We start from the raw sequence: 19,039 nt of genomic DNA, 5'->3' as shown, positions 1-19,039 counted from the left end.
ACGATGTGTTAATTATAGTTTACCTCTTGTTTCTTTTCCATCATTTCGTTCAAGTCTTCTTTAGAACCTACGATAATGTTATCGTATTCTCTAAGACCTGTTCCTGCTGGGATTCTATGTCCTACAATTACGTTCTCTTTTAATCCTTCTAAGTAATCTACTTTACCGCTTACCGCAGCTTCGTTTAATACCTTAGTCGTTTCTTGGAACGATGCTGCAGAGATAAATGATTTGGTCTGTAATGACGCTCTCGTGATCCCCTGTAAAATAGGTGTCGCTGTTGCCGGTTGAATATCTCTCGCTGTTGCTAGAGTTTTATCCTCTCTTCTTAAGATAGAATTCTCATCTCTTAATTCTCGAGCCGTAACAATTTGACCTGGTTTAAGGTTGGCACTGTCTCCTGCTTCATCTACTACTTTCTTTCCAAAAATGTTATCATTCTCTTCAATAAAGTCAGATTTATGAATCAATTGGTTTTCTAAGAAAATAGTATCACCCGGATCTTGAATTCTAACTTTACGCATCATTTGACGTACTACTACCTCAAAGTGCTTATCGTTAATCTTCACCCCTTGTAATCTATACACTTCTTGTACTTCATTCACTAAATACTGTTGTACAGCACTTGGTCCTTTAATGTTCAAGATGTCTTCTGGAGTAATAGATCCATCAGATAAAGGCATTCCCGCTCTTACGTAATCGTTTTCTTGTACTAGAATCTGGTTAGAAAGTTTTACTAAATACTTCTTCACCTCTCCCAATTTAGACTCAACGATAATCTCACGATTACCACGCTTAATTTTACCAAAAGAAATCACACCATCAATCGCACTTACAACCGCTGGGTTAGAAGGATTACGCGCTTCGAATAATTCGGTTACACGAGGTAGACCTCCTGTAATATCTCCGGCTTTAGATGATTTACGAGGTATTTTTACTAAAATTTTACCAATCTTAATTTTCTCTTCATCATCTACCATTAAGTGAGCCCCTAGTGGTAAGTTATAAGAACGTATTACTTCATCTTTCTTTCCTAAGATTAATAAAGTAGGTATTTTCTTTTTGTTTCTAGATTCAGAAATTACTTTTTCTTGGAAACCAGTTTGTTCATCGGTTTCTACTTGGTAAGTAACTCCTTGTTCAATATTTTCGAATTTAACTTTTCCTGCAAATTCAGAAATAATAACTCCGTTATAAGGATCCCACTGACACACTAAATCTCCTTTTTTGATCTTATCTCCTGGTTTAATTAACAATTGCGCTCCGTAAGGAATTACATTGTTACTTAAAACAATTTTGGTTTTAGGATCTACAATCTTCAATTCTGAAGTTCTAGAGATTACAATCTCAGCTGGTTGCCCATCTGTATTTTCACCTTTAACGGTTTTAAGATCTTCAATCTCTGCAATACCGTCAAACTTAGCGATTAATTTATTTTCTTCTGAAATGTTTCCTGCAATACCTCCTACGTGGAACGTTCTTAAGGTAAGCTGGGTTCCTGGCTCTCCAATAGATTGGGCAGCAACAACACCAACAGATTCTCCTTTTTGAACCGTTTTCCCAGTGGCAAGGTTTCTACCATAACATTTTACACAAATCCCTTTCTTAGCCTCACAAGTTAAAGCAGATCTTACCTCTACACTATCTAAAGCTGAATCTTCTACTTTTGCAGCAATATCTTCATCGATCTCTGTTCCTGCTTCGGCAATTAGTTCTTGAGTGATTGGATCTATGATGTCGTTTAAAGAAGTTCTACCTATGATTCTTTCTTTTAAAGTCTCAACGATTTCTTCATTCTTCTTTAAAGCACTTACATCAATACCTCTTAAGGTACCACAATCTACTTCCCCAACAATAACATCTTGAGAAACATCAACCAAACGACGAGTTAAGTAACCTGCATCGGCCGTTTTAAGTGCGGTATCGGCAAGACCTTTACGCGCCCCGTGGGTAGAGATAAAGTATTCAAGAATTGAAAGACCTTCTTTAAAGTTAGATAAAATTGGATTTTCAATAATTTCACCTCCACCAGAGTTAGATTTTTTAGGCTTAGCCATTAATCCACGCATTCCAGTTAACTGGCGAATCTGTTCTTTAGATCCACGTGCTCCAGAATCTAACATCATATATACCGAGTTAAATCCTTGGTTATCTTCACGAATTCGCTTCATCGCCAATTCGGTTAGATTGGCGTTGGTCGCCGTCCAAATATCAATAACTTGGTTATAACGTTCGTTGTTGGTAATAAGACCCATATTATAATTGGCCATAATTCCTTCAACTTGTTGGTTAGCATCATCAATCATTTCTTGCTTTTCTTTAGGGATAATAATATCTCCTAAAGAGAAAGAAAGACCTCCTCTAAATGCAAACCCGTAACCTAAACTTTTAATCTTATCTAAGAATTCTGCCGTTTCAGGAACACTAGTTACCTTAAGAATGTTACCAATAATATCTCTTAAAGATTTCTTGGTTAATACCTCGTTGATAAATCCTGCTACTTCTGGAACTTCTTCGTTAAACAATACACGTCCTACGGTAGTATCAATGATTTGGAAAACAAGTTCTCCTGCCTCATTAAAATCCTTTGCACGTACTTTAATTGAACTGTTTAAGTCTACTTTTTTCTCATTGTAAGCGATATTTACCTCTTCTGCCGAGTAAAAAGTAAGTCCCTCTCCTTTCATCGTACGGTCTGGAGCAGAAACTCTTTTCTTAGTCATATAGTAAAGACCAAGTACCATATCCTGAGAAGGTACCGTTACCGGAGATCCATTCGCAGGGTTTAAAATATTATGGGAAGCCAACATTAATAATTGAGCTTCTAATATCGCTTCTGGTCCTAATGGTAAGTGAACCGCCATTTGGTCACCATCAAAATCGGCGTTAAATGCCGTACACACTAAGGGGTGTAATTGAATTGCTTTCCCCTCAATTAACTTAGGTTGAAAAGCTTGGATTCCTAAACGGTGAAGCGTAGGAGCACGGTTTAGCAATACGGGATGTCCTTTAAGAACATTCTCCAAGATATCCCAAACTACAGGCTCTTTTTTGTCTATTATTTTCTTGGCAGATTTTACCGTTTTAACAATTCCTCTCTCAATCAATTTTCTAATTACAAAAGGCTTGTAAAGTTCGGCTGCCATATCTTTTGGAAGACCACACTCAAACAATTTCATTTCTGGCCCTACAACAATTACAGAACGTGCCGAATAATCTACACGTTTCCCTAATAAGTTTTGACGGAAACGACCTTGCTTACCTTTTAATGAATCTGATAAAGATTTTAAAGGACGGTTAGAATCTGTTTTTACTGCGGAAGATTTTCTGGTATTATCAAATAAGGAATCTACCGACTCTTGAAGCATACGTTTTTCATTACGTAAAATTACTTCAGGAGCTTTAATCTCCATTAATCTTTTAAGACGGTTGTTACGAATAATCACCCTTCTGTAAAGATCATTTAAATCTGAAGTCGCAAAACGACCTCCGTCAAGCGGAACTAATGGACGCAATTCTGGTGGAATCACCGGAATCGCTTTCATAATCATCCACGCTGGTTTATTTTCTTTTCCTTTATTAGCATCACGGAAAGCTTCTACTACTTGTAAACGCTTTAAAGCTTCCGTTTTACGTTGTTTTGAAGTTTCGTTATTTGCTTTATGTCTTAATTCATAAGAAAGTTCATCTAAATCTAAACGGTTAAGAATGTCGATAAGGCACTCTGCTCCCATTTTAGCGATAAACTTGTTAGGATCTGTATCGTCTAAGTATTGATTTTCCTGCGGAAGTGTTTCTAGAATATTTAAATACTCTTCTTCCGTTAAGAAATCCATTTTCTTTAACTCATCACCTTCCTCACTCTTAGCAATACCTGGCTGAATTACTACGTATCTCTCGTAGTAAATAATCATATCTAATTTCTTAGAAGGTATTCCTAATAAGTAACCTATTTTGTTTGGTAAAGAACGGAAATACCAAATATGAGCAACAGGAACTACCAAATTGATGTGTCCTACTCTATCTCTACGCACTTTCTTCTCTGTAACTTCTACACCACAACGGTCACAAACAATCCCCTTGTAGCGAATTCTTTTATATTTACCACACGCACATTCGTAATCCTTTACAGGACCAAAAATACGCTCACAAAACAGTCCGTCACGTTCTGGTTTGTGGGTACGGTAATTAATAGTTTCTGGTTTTAGCACCTCACCTCTGGATTCTCCCAAAATCTTTTCTGGAGAAGCTAAACCTATAGAGATTTTATTAAATCTCTTTTGTTCTGTATTCTTATCGTTATGTCTTGCCATAATATATGGTACTAAAGAATTATTATAATTTTAGCCTTATAAGAGATACCCTCGCCGAAGCGAAGGCAATCCTTATTACTCTTCTAACTTAATATCCAATCCTAAACCTTTTAATTCGTGCATTAACACGTTAAAAGACTCTGGTAATCCTGGTTCTGGCATTGGTTCACCTTTCACGATTGCCTCGTAAGTTTTAGCTCTACCAATTACATCATCAGATTTTACAGTTAAGATTTCACGAAGGGTTGCAGAAGCACCATATGCCTCTAAAGCCCAAACTTCCATCTCTCCAAAACGCTGACCTCCAAATTGTGCTTTACCACCTAATGGTTGTTGTGTAATTAAAGAGTAAGGTCCAATAGAACGTGCGTGCATCTTGTCTTCAATCATATGCCCTAATTTCAGCATATAAATGATTCCAACGGTTGCCGGTTGATCAAAACGATCACCTGTTCCTCCATCAAATAAGTAGGTATGTCCAAATCTTGGAATACCTGCTTTATCAGTCAGGTCGTTAATTTGATCAATTGTAGCTCCGTCAAAAATTGGCGTTGCATACTTTTGACCTAATTTCTCTCCTGCCCAACCTAATACGGTTTCATAAATTTGTCCAATATTCATACGAGAAGGTACCCCTAATGGGTTCAACACAATGTCTACTGGTGTTCCATCATCTAAGAAAGGCATATCTTCTTGACGTACAATACGCGCAATAATACCCTTGTTACCGTGACGACCCGCCATCTTATCTCCTACTTTAAGTTTACGCTTCTTAGCGATGTAAACTTTAGCTAGTTTAATAATTCCTGATGGTAATTCATCTCCTACAGAAATCGTAAACTTCTCTCTTCGTAAGTTTCCTTGAAGATCGTTTTCTTTAATTTTGTAGTTGTGAACTAAATCGGCTACCAATGAATTTACATGATCATCAACAGTCCAACTACCTTGAGTTAAGTGGGTATAATCATCTACAGAGTTTAACATTTTAAGTGTATACTTCTTACCTTTTGGTAAAACATCTTCCCCTAAATCGTTCTTAACCCCCTGTGCTGTTTTTCCACCAACGATGACAAATAACTTATCGATTAATTCATTTTTAAGCGTTTCAAACTTAACTCTGTATTTATCTTCAAGTCTTGCAATGTCTTCTTTGTCTTGAGCTCTCTTGCGCTTATCCTTAACGGCTCTAGCAAATAACTTTTTGTTAATTACTACCCCATTTAATGAAGGAGAAGCTTTTAGAGAAGCATCTTTTACATCCCCTGCTTTGTCACCAAAGATGGCACGTAAAAGTTTTTCTTCTGGCGTTGGATCTGATTCTCCTTTTGGAGTAATCTTTCCAATAAGAATATCTCCTGGTTTCACCTCTGCTCCAATACGAATCATCCCGTGCTCATCAAGATCTCTTGTAGCGTCTTCTGAAACGTTAGGAATATCATTGGTCAATTCTTCATTTCCTAATTTGGTATCTCTAACTTCTAGAGAATACTCATCAATATGGATAGAAGTAAAGATATCTTCTCTTACTACTTTCTCTGAAATTACAATCGCATCCTCAAAGTTATACCCTTTCCAAGGCATAAAGGCTACTTTCATATTTCTACCTAAAGCTAATTCTCCAGCTTCTGTAGCGTATCCTTGACAAAGTACTTGCCCTTTAGCCACTCTATCGCCAATGCGAACAATAGGCTTCAAGTTGACCGAAGTACCTTGGTTTGTTTTTCTAAATTTAATAAGATTGTACGTCTTAGAATCTGAGTCGAAACTCACCATTCTTTCTTCTTCGGTACGATCATATTTAATAGTTACTTTCTGAGCATCTACATACTCCACAGTTCCAGCTCCTTCCGCATTAATTAATACTCGAGAATCTGAAGCTACCTGACGTTCCAATCCGGTACCAACAATAGGAGAATCAACTCTTAATAAAGGTACAGCCTGACGCATCATATTCGATCCCATCAAGGCACGGTTGGCATCATCATGTTCCAAGAAAGGAATTAATGACGCAGATATAGATGAAATTTGGTTGGGAGCAACATCTGTAAAGTGAATCTCTTTTGGATCTACTACAGGGAAATCTCCTTCCATACGAGCAATTACCTTATCGGTATTAATCGTACCATCTTCTTTTAATGGAATGTTTGCTTGTGCAATTAACTTTCCTTCTTCTTCTTCTGCAGAGAAATAAACCGGTTCTGTTTGAAGATCGATTTTTCCATCCTCTACTTTACGGTAAGGCGTCTCAATGAATCCCATTCCGTTCACTTTTGCATATACAGAAAGTGAAGAAATTAGACCAATGTTTGGCCCCTCTGGAGTTTCAATAGGACAAAGTCTACCGTAGTGTGTATAGTGAACATCACGAACCTCAAATCCTGCTCTTTCTCTAGATAAACCACCTGGTCCTAATGCAGAGAGACGACGCTTATGCGTAATTTCTGCCAGCGGGTTGGTTTGATCCATAAATTGGGACAGCTGGTTGGTCCCAAAGAAAGAATTAATTACAGATGAAAGTGTTTTTGCATTAATTAAATCAATAGGAGTAAACACTTCGTTATCACGTACATTCATACGCTCACGAATGGTTCTTGCCATACGAGCAAGACCTACACCAAATTGCTGAGACAACTGCTCTCCTACTGTTCTAACACGACGGTTAGACAAGTGATCGATATCATCAATCTCTGCTTTTGAGTTGATCAACTCAATTAAATATTTAATAATGGTAATGATATCTTCTTTGGTAAGCACTTGCTTATCCATAGGGATATCTAAACCTAATTTTTTATTCATTCGGTAACGTCCAACTTCCCCTAAATTATAGCGTTGGTCAGAAAAAAATAATTTATCAATAATTCCTCTAGCCGTTTCCTCATCTGGCGGCTCAGCGTTACGTAATTGTCTATATATATGTTCTACCGCTTCTTTTTCTGAATTGGTAGGATCCTTTTGTAAGGTGTTGTGAATAATAGCGTAATCTCCAGTAGAATTATCTTCTTTATGTAAAAGTATAGTCTTCGTACCTGTTTCTAGAATCTCTTCGATATGATCTTTGTTAAGCTCAGTATCCCGATCTAAAACGATTTCATTACGCTCAATAGAAACTACTTCTCCTGTATCTTCATCTACAAAATCTTCATACCACGTATTTAATACACGTGCAGCTAATTTTCTACCTAATACTTTTTTTAATCCAGATTTTGAAACCTTAATTTCTTCAGCAAGATCAAAAATCTCTAAAATATCTTTATCTCTTTCAAATCCGATCGCACGGAAAAGAGTAGTAACTGGCAATTTCTTCTTTCTATCAATATACGCATACATAACGCTATTGATATCCGTCGCAAATTCTATCCAAGATCCTTTAAAAGGAATTACTCTGGCAGAATATAATTTAGTTCCGTTAGCGTGAAAAGACTGTCCAAAAAACACTCCCGGAGAACGGTGTAATTGCGATACTACCACACGTTCTGCTCCATTAATACAAAAGGTACCACTTGGAGTCATGTAAGGGATTGTACCTAAATATACATCTTGAACGATGGTTTCGAAATCTTCATGTTCAGGATCGGTACAGTAAAGCTTTAACCTCGCTTTTAAAGGCACACTATAAGTCAACCCTCGCTCAATACACTCTTGAATAGAGTAACGTGGAGGGTCTACAAAATAGTCTAAAAATTCTAATACGAACTGATTACGGGTATCCGTAATAGGGAAATTTTCCATGAAGGTATTATATAATCCTTCATTCCCTCTTTCTTCTGATTTTGTTTCTAATTGAAAAAAATCCTGAAATGACTTTATCTGGATATCAAGAAAATCCGGATAATCAGGTCTGTTCTTAACAGAAGAGAAATTCAATCTTTCAGCTTGCGTTTCTAACATCTATGGACGGAATTTGAGGTTTCTAATATTTGAGGCTACATCAAAATATCAAAAGCCTAATTAAATATAAAAATGTTTGCGAATAAACGCTGCGTATACATACGCAAAATGGTTTAGACCTTCAAGCCTAAAGCTTGAGGTCTAAACCTAAATACTATTGCTTGTTAAGCTTACTTAAGCTCAACCTCAGCTCCTGCTTCTTCTAATTGAGATTTTAATGCCTCAGCCTCGTCTTTAGAAACACCTTCCTTTACTGGAGCTGGTGCACCATCTACTAAACCTTTAGCATCTTTTAATCCTAAACCAGTTAATTCTTTAACTAATTTTACAACTGCTAACTTAGAACCACCAGCTGCGGTAAGGATTACATCAAACTCAGTTTGCTCTTCAGCAGCTTCTTCACCACCTCCGGCTCCACCACCAGCAACTACTGCAGCAGCTGCAGGTTCGATACCATATTCTTCTTTTAATATATCAGCTAACTCGTTTACTTCTTTTACTGTTAAGTTAACTAACTGTTCTGCGAAATCTTTTAATTCTGCCATTTTCTATCGTTTTAAAATGTGTAATTATATTTATTAAAAAGTGCGTACGTGTTTATCCTTCTTTTTCAGAAAGAGTCTTAAGAATTCCTGCGAGTTTACCACCACCTGATTTAAGTGCTGAAACCACGTTTTTAGCAGGAGACTGAAGTAATCCAATGATATCTCCAATAACTTCATCTTTAGACTTAATGTTAGAAAGAGACTCTAAATTCTCATCCCCTACATATATAGCCTCGTTAATGAATGCTCCTTTCAAAAGAGGCTTTTCAGCCTTTTTTCTGAATTCTTTAATTACCTTAGCTGGCGCATTACCAACTTCAGCGATCATTATTGATGTATTGCCTTTTAAAGTGGATGGTAAATCTCCGAAATCTTTATCGGAAGCTTCCATAGCTTTAGCCAACAATGTATTTTTAACTACTTCTAACGTAACGTTAGCTTTAAAACAAGCTCTTCTTAAGTTAGTCGTTGCTCCTGCATTTAAACCTGAAATATCTGCTAAATAGATAATTGAGGTATCAGTCAACTGGGCAGTTAAATCTTTTATTACTTGTGATTTTTCTTCTCTTGTCATAATATCTAATTATTGCTCAGTAAACCTTTTTGTATCAATCTCAACACTTGGGCTCATTGTACTAGACATGTAAATACTTTTAATATAAACACCTTTAGCTGCCTGAGGTTTCAATTTTACTAGCGTAGTTAATAATTCTCTTGCGTTTCCAGCAATTTTGTCTGCATCAAAAGAGGCTTTACCAATCCCTGCGTGTACAATACCAGTTTTATCAACTCTAAAGTCAATTTTACCAGCTTTAACATCAGATACTGCTTTAGCAACATCCATGGTCACTGTACCTGTTTTGGGGTTAGGCATTAAACCCCTAGGACCTAAAACTCTACCTAAAGGACCTAATTTCCCCATAACGCTTGGCATAGTGATAATTACGTCCACGTCTGTCCAACCACCTTTGATTTTCTCTAAATACTCATCCAACCCAACGTAATCTGCTCCAGCATCTTTAGCTTCTTGCTCCTTATCTGGAGTTACTAAAGCCAATACTTTTACATCTTTACCAGTTCCGTGAGGAAGTGTTACTACCCCTCTAACCATTTGGTTTGCTTTACGTGGATCAACACTTAAACGAACTGCTAGATCTACAGAAGGATCGAAATTTACGTTAGAAACTTCTTTTATTAAAGCAGAAGCTTCAGCAACACTATAGGTTCTTGTAGAATCTATTTTAGTCTGAACTTCCTTTTGCTTTTTTGTTAATTTTGCCATTTTTACTTTCTTTTTGGATTAAAATGGTGCATCACCTTTTACTGTTACTCCTATTGAACGTGCAGTACCAGCTACCATTTTCATAGCAGACTCGACAGTGAATGCATTTAAATCTTGCATTTTATCCTCAGCAATAGCTTTTACTTGATCCCAAGTTACACTTGCTATTTTCTTTCTATTTGGCTCTCCTGAACCTTTCTTTGTTTTCGCTGCTTCCATAAGTTGAACAGCTGCTGGAGGAGTTTTAATTACAAAATCAAAAGACTTATCTTTATATACTGTAATTGCAACTGGTAATACTTTACCAGCCTTATCCTGTGTTCTACCATTGAATTGCTTACAGAATTCCATGATATTAACTCCGGCAGCACCTAAAGCAGGTCCAACTGGTGGCGACGGGTTTGCCGCGCCTCCTTTTACTTGTAGCTTTACAACCTTACTTATTTCTTTTGCCATTTCTTAAAATTTAGTTTGAATTATTTTTAAAGTGGAAGCATTAATAATAATTCTAATATATAATATGTAACAATTTATATTTTCTCAACTTGCATATAACTCAACTCTAATGGCGTCTTTCTTCCAAAGATTTTTACCATTACCTCAAGCTTACGCTTATCTTCATTTACTTTTTCTACTACTCCATTAAATCCGTTAAACGGACCATCCACTACTTTAATAGTTTCCCCAACAGTAAAAGGAATAGCTACAGAGTCTGCTTGTACAGATAACTCATCCACCTTCCCTAACATTCTATTGACTTCAGATTTTCTTAACGGAACAGGATCTCCCCCTTTAGTCTCTCCTAAGAAACCAATCACTCCATTTATCCCCTTAATAATATGAGGAATCTCTCCTGATATATTAGCTTGAACCATAATGTAACCAGGGAAATAAACTCTTTCTTTGTTTATTTTTTTCCCGTCACGAATTTGGATAACCTTCTCTGTAGGCACTAAAACTTGCTCTACAAAATCTTCTAAACCCTGATGCGCGATTTCCTTCTCTATATAATCCTTAACCTTATTTTCCTGACCACTTACGGCACGAACTACATACCACTTTTTCAAATTCCCTTCAGACATATCGTTGATTAATTCTTAAGATTTAACCCAATTAAAATATTGCTCAATTGCAGAACTAAAAACAGTATCTACACCCCAAATCGCTAAAGAGAATAATACTGAAAAAACAAGCACAATAACCGATAGTCTTTGAGCCTCCGCATAAGAGGGCCAAGTTACGTGGTTTTTTAACTCGCTATAAGACTCTGAAATATAATTTACGATTCCTGCCATGATTATTTTATTTGCACGGGTTGAGAGGCTCGAACTCCCGACACCTGGTTTTGGAGACCAGTGCTCTACCAACTGAGCTAAACCCGTATCTATAAGTCAAGGCGTTTCATAATTGAAACACCTTTGACTTATAAGTATATATTAAAAATTAGTCTAAAATTTCAGTAACCTGACCAGCACCTACTGTTCTACCTCCTTCACGGATAGCAAAACGAAGACCAACATTCATTGCAATAGTTTGGATTAACTCCACAGTAATAGTTAAGTTATCTCCAGGCATTACCATCTCTACTCCATCAGGCAGGTTAATTGTACCTGTAACATCTGTTGTTCTTACATAGAACTGAGGACGGTAGTTATTATGGAACGGAGTATGACGCCCACCTTCTTCTTTTTTAAGGATATAAACCTCTGCCTTAAATTTAGCGTGAGGAGTTACAGATCCAGGCTTAGTAATAACCATACCTCTAGAGATCTGAGTTTTCTCAATACCTCTTAATAAGATACCAGCGTTATCTCCAGCTTCACCTCTATCAAGGATCTGACGGAACATTTCAATACCAGTAATCGTAGAAGTTAATTTAGCAGCACCCATACCAATAATCTCAACAGGATCTCCTGTATTAGCAATACCAGTTTCGATACGACCCGTAGCTACAGTTCCACGTCCAGTAATAGAGAATACATCCTCGATAGGCATCAAGAAAGGCTTATCTACATCACGTTCTGGCAACTCGATCCAAGCATCAACTGCCTCCATCAATTCTAAAACTGTTTTAGCCCACTTTTCTTCTCCTTGTAACGCCCCTAAAGCAGAACCAGAAACGATAGGCCCATTATCACCATCATACTCGTAGAAAGAAAGTAAGTCTCTCACCTCCATCTCAACAAGCTCTAATAATTCTTCATCATCAACAAGATCAACTTTATTCAAGAACACAACGATTCTTGGAATACCAACCTGACGTCCTAAAAGGATGTGCTCACGAGTTTGTGGCATTGGACCATCTGTTGCAGCAACAACTAAGATCGCACCGTCCATTTGTGCAGCACCAGTAACCATGTTCTTTACGTAATCGGCGTGACCTGGACAGTCAACGTGCGCGTAGTGACGGTTCTGAGTAGCATACTCAACGTGCGAAGAGTTAATTGTAATACCTCTCTCCTTTTCTTCTGGAGCGTTATCAATCTGATCAAAAGCACTTGCTTCTGAAAATCCAGCATCTGCTAAAACTTTCGTTATCGCTGCTGTTAAAGTTGTTTTTCCGTGATCTACGTGTCCAATTGTACCTATATTCAAGTGCGGTTTGGAACGATCATAAGTTTCCTTTGCCATAATTAATACTTATTTAATCTTAGTTATATATTAGTGTTCAATTTTATACAATACAAAAAAACAACAACCCTAGAGTTTTGTTTAACGAAAAGCAAACGCTTCAGCATTAGAGCCAACGACGAGAATTGAACTCGTGACCTCTTCCTTACCAAGGAAGCGCTCTACCCCTGAGCTACGTCGGCATAAAACTTATTTTGCTTTATACAAGTTAAGCCCCATCTTCACCAAATAAATTTTAGTGAAAATAGAGCGGGAGACCAGGTTCGAACTGGCGACATTCAGCTTGGAAGGCTGACGCTCTACCAACTGAGCTACTCCCGCATTCCAAAATTTTGCATCTTTAAACCTAACCGAAGCTAGATTTTAGTGGGGAGAGCAGGATTCGAACCTGCGAAGACGTAGTCAGCAGATTTACAGTCTGCCCTCGTTGGCCGCTTGAGTATCTCCCCAATGTGGTTTTTTACAAAAAAACCTTCAAAATTTCAATAGAACAGAGCCGATGGAGGGACTCGAACCCACGACCTGCTGATTACAAATCAGCTGCTCTAGCCAGCTGAGCTACATCGGCATCTTTTATTATTTTCTACTCTTAAAGAACTACCGCTTTTCTAACGGAATGCAAATATAAAGCAGTTTCTGAATTGTGCAAAACATTTCAATCTTTTTTTTCATTTTTTTTATCCCTTCAAAAATATACTGTTGAAAATCAAAATAGTACTCCCGTTATTTTTTCTTGTTTCTAGGATGGGAATTTGCATACACCTTCTTTAAACTATTGATGTCGTTATGCGTATAGACTTGCGTTGAAGCTAAACTGTCGTGTCCCAATAATTCTTTTACCTCTTGTAAATTTGCTCCTTGCGCCAATAAATGCGTCGCAAATGAGTGTCTTAATACATGCGGACTCTTTTTGGACTTCGTGGAAACCATAGAAAAGACTTCATTCACTTTCCTATAGATTAAATTGGGATATACCTCATTTCCTTTTTCCGTTAAGAATAAGAGCGGAGTTTGAGCTCCTACATCTTCCAACAAACGTTTTCTATACGCTAAATATACCCGAATACTAGCTTCTAGACTTTTTATAATAGGAACCACGCGCTCTTTATTTCTCTTCCCTACAAACTTTAACGTCCCATTCTCTAGATTAAGATGATCTATAGTTAAAGAAATCACCTCTGCCCTACGCATTCCGGTAACGTATAATAATTCTACCAACAAGCGATCTCTAGACGATGCAAAGGAGTTGACCTCTATCCCTCCAAGAACTTGATGAATCTCCGTTTCAGAAAAAGGGACTTGTATTTTCTTCGAAACTTTTAAGGCTTTATGTTTTACTAAAGGAGAGACTTCAATTTCTTTTACTTTGAGTAAAAACTTATAAAATACATTAAGCGAAGATATTTTCCTATTGATGGAATTGTTGGAAATCTCATGTTCCGACAAGTCTATAATCCAAGATCTAATGATGGAGTAGTTGACCTTCTTCAATTCGGTTTCCTGAAATTGCGCTTCACAAAATTGCTCAAATTTTAATATGTCATTTCCATAAGCGGTAATGGTTTGCACCGAATAGTTTTTCTCTAAGCTTAAATAGTCTAAAAATTTCTCTATAAGTGTCATAAAAAAGAATTGGCGATAAAGTTAATCACTTTATCGCCAATTCTTAGTTGTAGAAAACAATAAATCCCCCATTCGAGCTATTACCAGCTCCAAATGGCATAGGCTTGTTTCGAAAATATAGATTATGTTCTAGACCTCTTGTATTATTTGGAATATAGAATAACAAAAAAGACCCAATCGAGGATTGAGTCTTTTTGTGCTTTTTTTACTTCCGTGGAAACAAAAAATCAATTTTTATATAATTTTTCACAACCCAAATTTAGGTCGCTGCCTTGTACTCTTTCTTGTCGATAATCATTTTGGCGTAAAAATGGGATTTTCACCAAAATAATTCCCTCCAACAAAATTTAGGTCGCTGCTTTGTACTCTTTCTTGTCGATAATCATTTTGGCGATTATCTCTCTCAAGATTTCAGAGGTACCTCCACCTATTGGGCCTAAGCGACTATCACGTAACATTCTTGCTAAAGGATAATCTTCCATATAACCGTAACCTCCTAAAAGCTGTAAACAGTCATAAATACCTTGATCTGCAATTTTGGTAGAAAGTAACTTAGACATACTTGCCTCTTTTACCACATATTCACCTTGATTTAGTCTCTTGGCGATCGAGTAATTAAATTCCTTACACATTTCAACTTCACTAGCAATATCTGCTACTTTGTGTCTTAATGCCTGAAACTTATCTATTGATCTTCCAAAAGCGGTTCTTTCGCTCATATAGCCTAAAGTATAATCCAAGGCATATTCCGTTCTTGCGTGGGCGTTAATTCCCATAATCAAACGCTCTAAAGCAAAATGCTGCATAATGTAAGGGAAACCTTGTCCTTCTTCTCCCATTAAATTTTCGGCTGGAATTCTAACATCAGTGAAAGAAATTTCTGCCGTATCTGAAGCTCTCCACCCTAACTTATCTAATTTTGTAGAAGCGATCCCAGGGGTATCTCTATCCATCACAAAAATACTCATCCCTTTATTACCTAGTTCGGGAGCTGTTTTTGCTGCCACTACCAAATAATCTGAATAAACTCCGTTCGTGATAAAAGTTTTAGAACCGTTAATGATATACGAATCGCCATCTTTAACCGCTGTACTCTTCATTCCAGCAACATCAGATCCGCCAAAAGGCTCTGTAATACAAAGACAACCTATTTTTTTACCTTCAATACTTGGGGTTAGGTATTCTTTCTTTATTCTATCATCACCCTCTTTGTTTAAATGCGTCATCGCCAAGTAAGCATGTGCCCACATCGCAGCTGCAAATCCACCAGAGTTGATTTTTTGCAACTCCTCTAAGAAGATAACCGTATAGAAAAGATCTAACTCTAATCCACCATATTTTTCTGGGTAATTGATACCAAAGTACCCCATCTCTCCAAACTTCTCCCAGATAAATCTTTCGATTGTACCCGTTTTCTCCCATTTATCTAAATGAGGCACCACTTCTTTTTGTAAAAAATCTTTAAGACTTTGTCTAAAAAGTTCGTGTTCTTCAGTAAAATACATATTGTTCATTTAACTATATTTTTTTGGACTTTTTAGTTTCTAAAAAGTGCTTTTTATCAATACTTACTCAAGGGTCAAATATAATTGTATTCTATCTATTTTATGACCTGGAAAACCATCTATTTTAATTAATTCTTCAAAAGAGCCGATTTTTTCATTCAATTTCCTATAATTCACAATACTTCTAGCGAGCTCATAGTCAAAATAAGGGATTTCGGCTAACTGAAGAACTGTAGCCGTATTCAAATTAATCAGCGCCGGTTTTTTGGGGTCTTTTACGGTAAAGTTATTCAGTAAATTTTCTTCGGCCTCATAACCCAAACCATACACATCTTTAATCTGACTATCATCTATAAAACCACCTATCCTAATTTTATACCGAATAATCCTCTTAGCTAACGTTTCTCCAATCCCCTTAACGGAAATTAAATCTTGCTCACTAGCTTGATTTAAATCCTTCTTTAAATGATTGGGAAGTGCTTGAGTCATCTTTTGTCTTTTGGCTCTATTCTCCTTTACCCAATCTGGAAACTTAAAATAAGGAGAAATTTTATGCAGTAATGAATCTGAAACCTGGGTAACTCTTTTAAAATCCTGAATAGAATTGATCCATTGTTCTTTCGCTCTATACTCATGGAGTCGTTCTATTTCCTCTACACTCATTCCTAAGGTATAGCCTTTATAGTCGGTTATAAAATTAGGATTAAAAGGATAAATCTTAAAAACCTTCTTGGTCTTCGCCTCCTTTAAAGAATCTATTTTCTGCTGAACCAACTGAACCTGCTCTTGATTAGGCTCCGCACTTCCTTTCATAGAAAAAAGAACATCTTGATAACAAAGGCCTATAAAGACAAGACCTATAAGCACCCAAAAAGACAAAATCCCATTTCGTTGATTCTTACTCAAACTGAAATGGGATTGTGTTTTCATATCATTTATATTTCTTAAGAAACGATTTTTTGTTTCTTAAATAGTTCTCCTGCTTTTAGCTTTTTAAAGTATTCGCGTAAGTCTTCTCGCACTTCTCCAGAGAGAATATACATTCCTATAATATTAGGGAATGACATCGCTAGAATCATCATATCTGAGAATACCAATACCGCACCTAAACTAATAGAAGCTCCTACCACTACAAATACTAAGAATAACATCTTATAGATAAATTCTGATTTATTGCTTCGTCCAAATAAGTAAGTCCAAGCTCTCATTCCGTAATAAGACCAAGAAATCATCGTAGAAAAAGCAAATAAGAATACGGCTACAGATAATACGTACGGGAACCAAGAAATTACACTTGCAAAAGCTTCAGAAGTTAATTGAACGCCGCCAATACCTTCTACTTCATGCATTCCTGTAAAAATCAATACCAATGCCGTTAAGGTACAAACCACAACCGTATCAATAAAAGGCTCTAATAAAGCTACAAAACCTTCAGACGGCGGATGATTTGTTTTTGCGGCACTATGCGCAATCGCAGCCGATCCAACTCCAGCCTCATTGGAAAAAGCTGCACGTTGAAATCCAACAATTAAAACTCCAATGACTCCTCCTTTAAGAGCAGTAGGATTAAATGCACCTTCAAAAATAGCCGTAAACGCCGGCCCTATATTTTCTATATTTATTCCTATCACCACTAAAGCTCCTAATACATATACGGCAGCCATAAAGGGAACCACTTTCCCGGTTACTTTAGCAATACTACTAATTCCTCCAATAATTACAACTCCTACCAATACAGAAACGATAAGACCAAACCAAAACCCATTTCCTACCAAAGCCGGAAATTGACCAGATAGAATCTCAAAAGACTGGTTGGCCTGGAACATATTTCCTCCTCCAAAAGAGGCTCCTACTCCTAATACAGCAAAAAATCCAGCCAGAAATTTACCTAAACCTGCTAAATTTCTTTTCTCTAATCCATAGCGAAGGTAATTCATAGGACCTCCAAATATCTTTCCTTCTTTACTAATAAATCTATACTTTACTCCCAAGGTACATTCTACAAATTTGGAAGACATTCCCAAAAATCCAGCTAAAACCATCCAGAAAGTGGCTCCTGCCCCTCCTAAAGAAATGGCGACTGCAACCCCAGCAATATTCCCGAGACCTACAGTAGCAGAAACTGCGGTAGATAAAGCTTGAAAGTGAGTAATACTTCCTGGCGCATCTGGATCATCATATTTCCCTTTTGCCAAGTCTAGGGCATGTCTAAATCCTCTAAAGTTAATAAAGCCCATTCTAACCGTAAAGAATGCCGCTCCTACCACCAACCAAACTACAATAAAAGGAATGTTATGTGATTGAGGATCCCCGTTAGGGTGCGTTAAAATTACAGGTTCATCATATTGTAAACGTGCAAAATAATGCGCTCCCGTCTCAATTAAATCTTCTGTATTCGTGTAATCAAAAATACTCTCTCCATCTTTTACCAGATGTTTTAATTCCCCACTAGTGGTTGACTTTACTTCAATATCTCCTCTTTTTTCCGAAGAAATAACAGCGATCACATCTCCTTTAGCTACGTGAGAACCTTCAGCTATATTCCAAGATTTAAGAATAAATTTATCTTCTATTCCATTTTCCCAACCCGGAATAGATACATTTTTTTCATCGGCATAAACAATAGGATCGTAAACCCCTATCGCTGTAAATGGATCCCAAAAAAGAATGGCGCCCATATTATCCACAATCGGAGTAAAAGCACCATTAAAATTCTCTGTTATCGATTCCGCAGGAATACGGTAAGATTTGGTAACCGTGTTTTGACCAGCATCAGTAATGATGACCGTATAATCAATTCCTTCGGTTAATTTTGATGCTTTATTTGAGGTTAATGAAGTTTCTTGATTGCTCCATTTGTACGTGTAAGGCTCCACCCCTCCTGTAACTTCCAGTCTAATTTCCCCGTCATTAATAAGGTCTGATGGGTTGATGATCTCAGACTTTACTTTTAAAGCCTGACTATCTCTATCTCCTGTATTGTCTTGTGCTCTTACATTAACTTGAGCCTGAATCGCAACTATAGTAGTACATAAAAATAATGCTGAAAGTAAGTACTTTCTCATAAGATATAATTATTTATTAAGTAAATTTCGGAAGGGATTAAGTTTAATCCGCAGCAATATCAAAAAAAAACTTACTATATCAAAATGATTGCTCTTAAAATGTAAAGATTTTGTTAAGTCTTGTGTGTATTCAAAATATGTTATTTTGAATCTGAATCTCTTATTATGCTTAGCTAGCCTGAAGTAG

The 19,039-nt window shown here is 36.9% G+C and carries 13 protein-coding genes and 5 tRNA genes; all 18 read right to left on the bottom strand.

From position 1 onward, the window contains the following. Positions 1-8: 8 nt before the first annotated feature. Positions 9-4,313: a DNA-directed RNA polymerase subunit beta' gene (gene rpoC / locus RBU60_RS00965; RefSeq protein WP_308862736.1), complete on the bottom strand. Its 4,305-nt coding sequence runs from the start codon at positions 4,311-4,313 to the stop codon at positions 9-11. A 75-nt stretch (positions 4,314-4,388) separates the two neighbouring features. Continuing rightward, complete coding sequence (gene rpoB, locus RBU60_RS00960) at positions 4,389-8,201, bottom strand: DNA-directed RNA polymerase subunit beta (RefSeq protein WP_308862735.1); 3,813 nt, start codon at positions 8,199-8,201, stop codon at positions 4,389-4,391. A gap of 170 nt (positions 8,202-8,371) precedes the next feature. Next, on the bottom strand, positions 8,372-8,746 hold the full coding sequence (rplL, locus tag RBU60_RS00955; protein ID WP_308862734.1) for a 50S ribosomal protein L7/L12: 375 nt from the start codon (positions 8,744-8,746) through the stop codon (positions 8,372-8,374). A gap of 52 nt (positions 8,747-8,798) precedes the next feature. Then, the gene (gene rplJ, locus RBU60_RS00950; RefSeq protein ID WP_308862733.1) at positions 8,799-9,320 is read right to left on the bottom strand and encodes a 50S ribosomal protein L10; all 522 of its coding nucleotides are present in this window, start codon (positions 9,318-9,320) and stop codon (positions 8,799-8,801) included. A 9-nt stretch (positions 9,321-9,329) separates the two neighbouring features. After that, positions 9,330-10,028, bottom strand: a complete 699-nt coding sequence (rplA, locus tag RBU60_RS00945; protein WP_308862732.1) for a 50S ribosomal protein L1 — start codon at positions 10,026-10,028, stop codon at positions 9,330-9,332. 18 nt (positions 10,029-10,046) lie between these two features. Continuing rightward, a complete protein-coding gene (rplK, locus tag RBU60_RS00940) occupies positions 10,047-10,484 on the bottom strand; it encodes a 50S ribosomal protein L11 (RefSeq protein WP_308862731.1) in 438 nt (145 codons plus the stop codon). Between the two features lie 74 nt (positions 10,485-10,558). Next, positions 10,559-11,110 carry a transcription termination/antitermination protein NusG gene (gene nusG / locus RBU60_RS00935; RefSeq protein WP_308862730.1) on the bottom strand — a complete coding sequence of 184 codons (552 nt, stop codon included), beginning with the start codon at positions 11,108-11,110 and terminating at the stop codon, positions 10,559-10,561. Positions 11,111-11,125: 15 nt separating this feature from the next. Continuing rightward, the gene (gene secE, locus RBU60_RS00930) at positions 11,126-11,323 is read right to left on the bottom strand and encodes a preprotein translocase subunit SecE (protein WP_308862729.1); all 198 of its coding nucleotides are present in this window, start codon (positions 11,321-11,323) and stop codon (positions 11,126-11,128) included. 14 nt (positions 11,324-11,337) lie between these two features. After that, positions 11,338-11,410, bottom strand: a tRNA-Trp gene (locus tag RBU60_RS00925). A gap of 61 nt (positions 11,411-11,471) precedes the next feature. After that, a complete protein-coding gene (gene tuf, locus RBU60_RS00920; RefSeq protein WP_308862728.1) occupies positions 11,472-12,659 on the bottom strand; it encodes an elongation factor Tu in 1,188 nt (395 codons plus the stop codon). A gap of 110 nt (positions 12,660-12,769) precedes the next feature. Continuing rightward, a tRNA-Thr gene (locus RBU60_RS00915) sits at positions 12,770-12,841 on the bottom strand. A 66-nt stretch (positions 12,842-12,907) separates the two neighbouring features. Then, a tRNA-Gly gene (locus tag RBU60_RS00910) sits at positions 12,908-12,980 on the bottom strand. A gap of 46 nt (positions 12,981-13,026) precedes the next feature. Further along, positions 13,027-13,108 (bottom strand) — tRNA-Tyr (locus RBU60_RS00905). Positions 13,109-13,153: 45 nt separating this feature from the next. After that, positions 13,154-13,227: transfer RNA gene (locus RBU60_RS00900), tRNA-Thr, on the bottom strand. Positions 13,228-13,382: 155 nt separating this feature from the next. After that, on the bottom strand, positions 13,383-14,282 hold the full coding sequence (locus RBU60_RS00895; protein WP_308862727.1) for a tyrosine-type recombinase/integrase: 900 nt from the start codon (positions 14,280-14,282) through the stop codon (positions 13,383-13,385). A 347-nt stretch (positions 14,283-14,629) separates the two neighbouring features. Beyond that, positions 14,630-15,796 carry an acyl-CoA dehydrogenase family protein gene (locus tag RBU60_RS00890; protein WP_308862726.1) on the bottom strand — a complete coding sequence of 389 codons (1,167 nt, stop codon included), beginning with the start codon at positions 15,794-15,796 and terminating at the stop codon, positions 14,630-14,632. 54 nt (positions 15,797-15,850) lie between these two features. Further along, complete coding sequence (locus RBU60_RS00885; protein ID WP_308862725.1) at positions 15,851-16,717, bottom strand: ComEA family DNA-binding protein; 867 nt, start codon at positions 16,715-16,717, stop codon at positions 15,851-15,853. A 14-nt stretch (positions 16,718-16,731) separates the two neighbouring features. Beyond that, the gene (locus RBU60_RS00880; RefSeq protein ID WP_308862724.1) at positions 16,732-18,852 is read right to left on the bottom strand and encodes an amino acid carrier protein; all 2,121 of its coding nucleotides are present in this window, start codon (positions 18,850-18,852) and stop codon (positions 16,732-16,734) included. Between the last annotated feature and the right edge of the window lie 187 nt (positions 18,853-19,039).

It is taken from the genome of Mesonia profundi (assembly GCF_031085155.1).
Lineage (GTDB): Bacteria > Bacteroidota > Bacteroidia > Flavobacteriales > Flavobacteriaceae > Mesonia > Mesonia profundi.
Note: the sequence above shows the minus strand (reverse complement) of the source record. Positions and strands in the feature narration are given on the sequence as shown.

What these genes read in the sequence shown, in the direction of transcription:
- rpoC (WP_308862736.1), bottom strand. Translation starts at nt 4,313, where the DNA reads ATGGCAAGACATAACGATAAGAATACAGAACAAAAGAGATTTAATAAA.
- rpoB (WP_308862735.1), bottom strand. Translation starts at nt 8,201, where the DNA reads ATGTTAGAAACGCAAGCTGAAAGATTGAATTTCTCTTCTGTTAAGAAC.
- rplL (WP_308862734.1), bottom strand. Translation starts at nt 8,746, where the DNA reads ATGGCAGAATTAAAAGATTTCGCAGAACAGTTAGTTAACTTAACAGTA.
- rplJ (WP_308862733.1), bottom strand. Translation starts at nt 9,320, where the DNA reads ATGACAAGAGAAGAAAAATCACAAGTAATAAAAGATTTAACTGCCCAG.
- rplA (WP_308862732.1), bottom strand. Translation starts at nt 10,028, where the DNA reads ATGGCAAAATTAACAAAAAAGCAAAAGGAAGTTCAGACTAAAATAGAT.
- rplK (WP_308862731.1), bottom strand. Translation starts at nt 10,484, where the DNA reads ATGGCAAAAGAAATAAGTAAGGTTGTAAAGCTACAAGTAAAAGGAGGC.
- nusG (WP_308862730.1), bottom strand. Translation starts at nt 11,110, where the DNA reads ATGTCTGAAGGGAATTTGAAAAAGTGGTATGTAGTTCGTGCCGTAAGT.
- secE (WP_308862729.1), bottom strand. Translation starts at nt 11,323, where the DNA reads ATGGCAGGAATCGTAAATTATATTTCAGAGTCTTATAGCGAGTTAAAA.
- tuf (WP_308862728.1), bottom strand. Translation starts at nt 12,659, where the DNA reads ATGGCAAAGGAAACTTATGATCGTTCCAAACCGCACTTGAATATAGGT.
- RBU60_RS00895 (WP_308862727.1), bottom strand. Translation starts at nt 14,282, where the DNA reads ATGACACTTATAGAGAAATTTTTAGACTATTTAAGCTTAGAGAAAAAC.
- RBU60_RS00890 (WP_308862726.1), bottom strand. Translation starts at nt 15,796, where the DNA reads ATGAACAATATGTATTTTACTGAAGAACACGAACTTTTTAGACAAAGT.
- RBU60_RS00885 (WP_308862725.1), bottom strand. Translation starts at nt 16,717, where the DNA reads ATGAAAACACAATCCCATTTCAGTTTGAGTAAGAATCAACGAAATGGG.
- RBU60_RS00880 (WP_308862724.1), bottom strand. Translation starts at nt 18,852, where the DNA reads ATGAGAAAGTACTTACTTTCAGCATTATTTTTATGTACTACTATAGTT.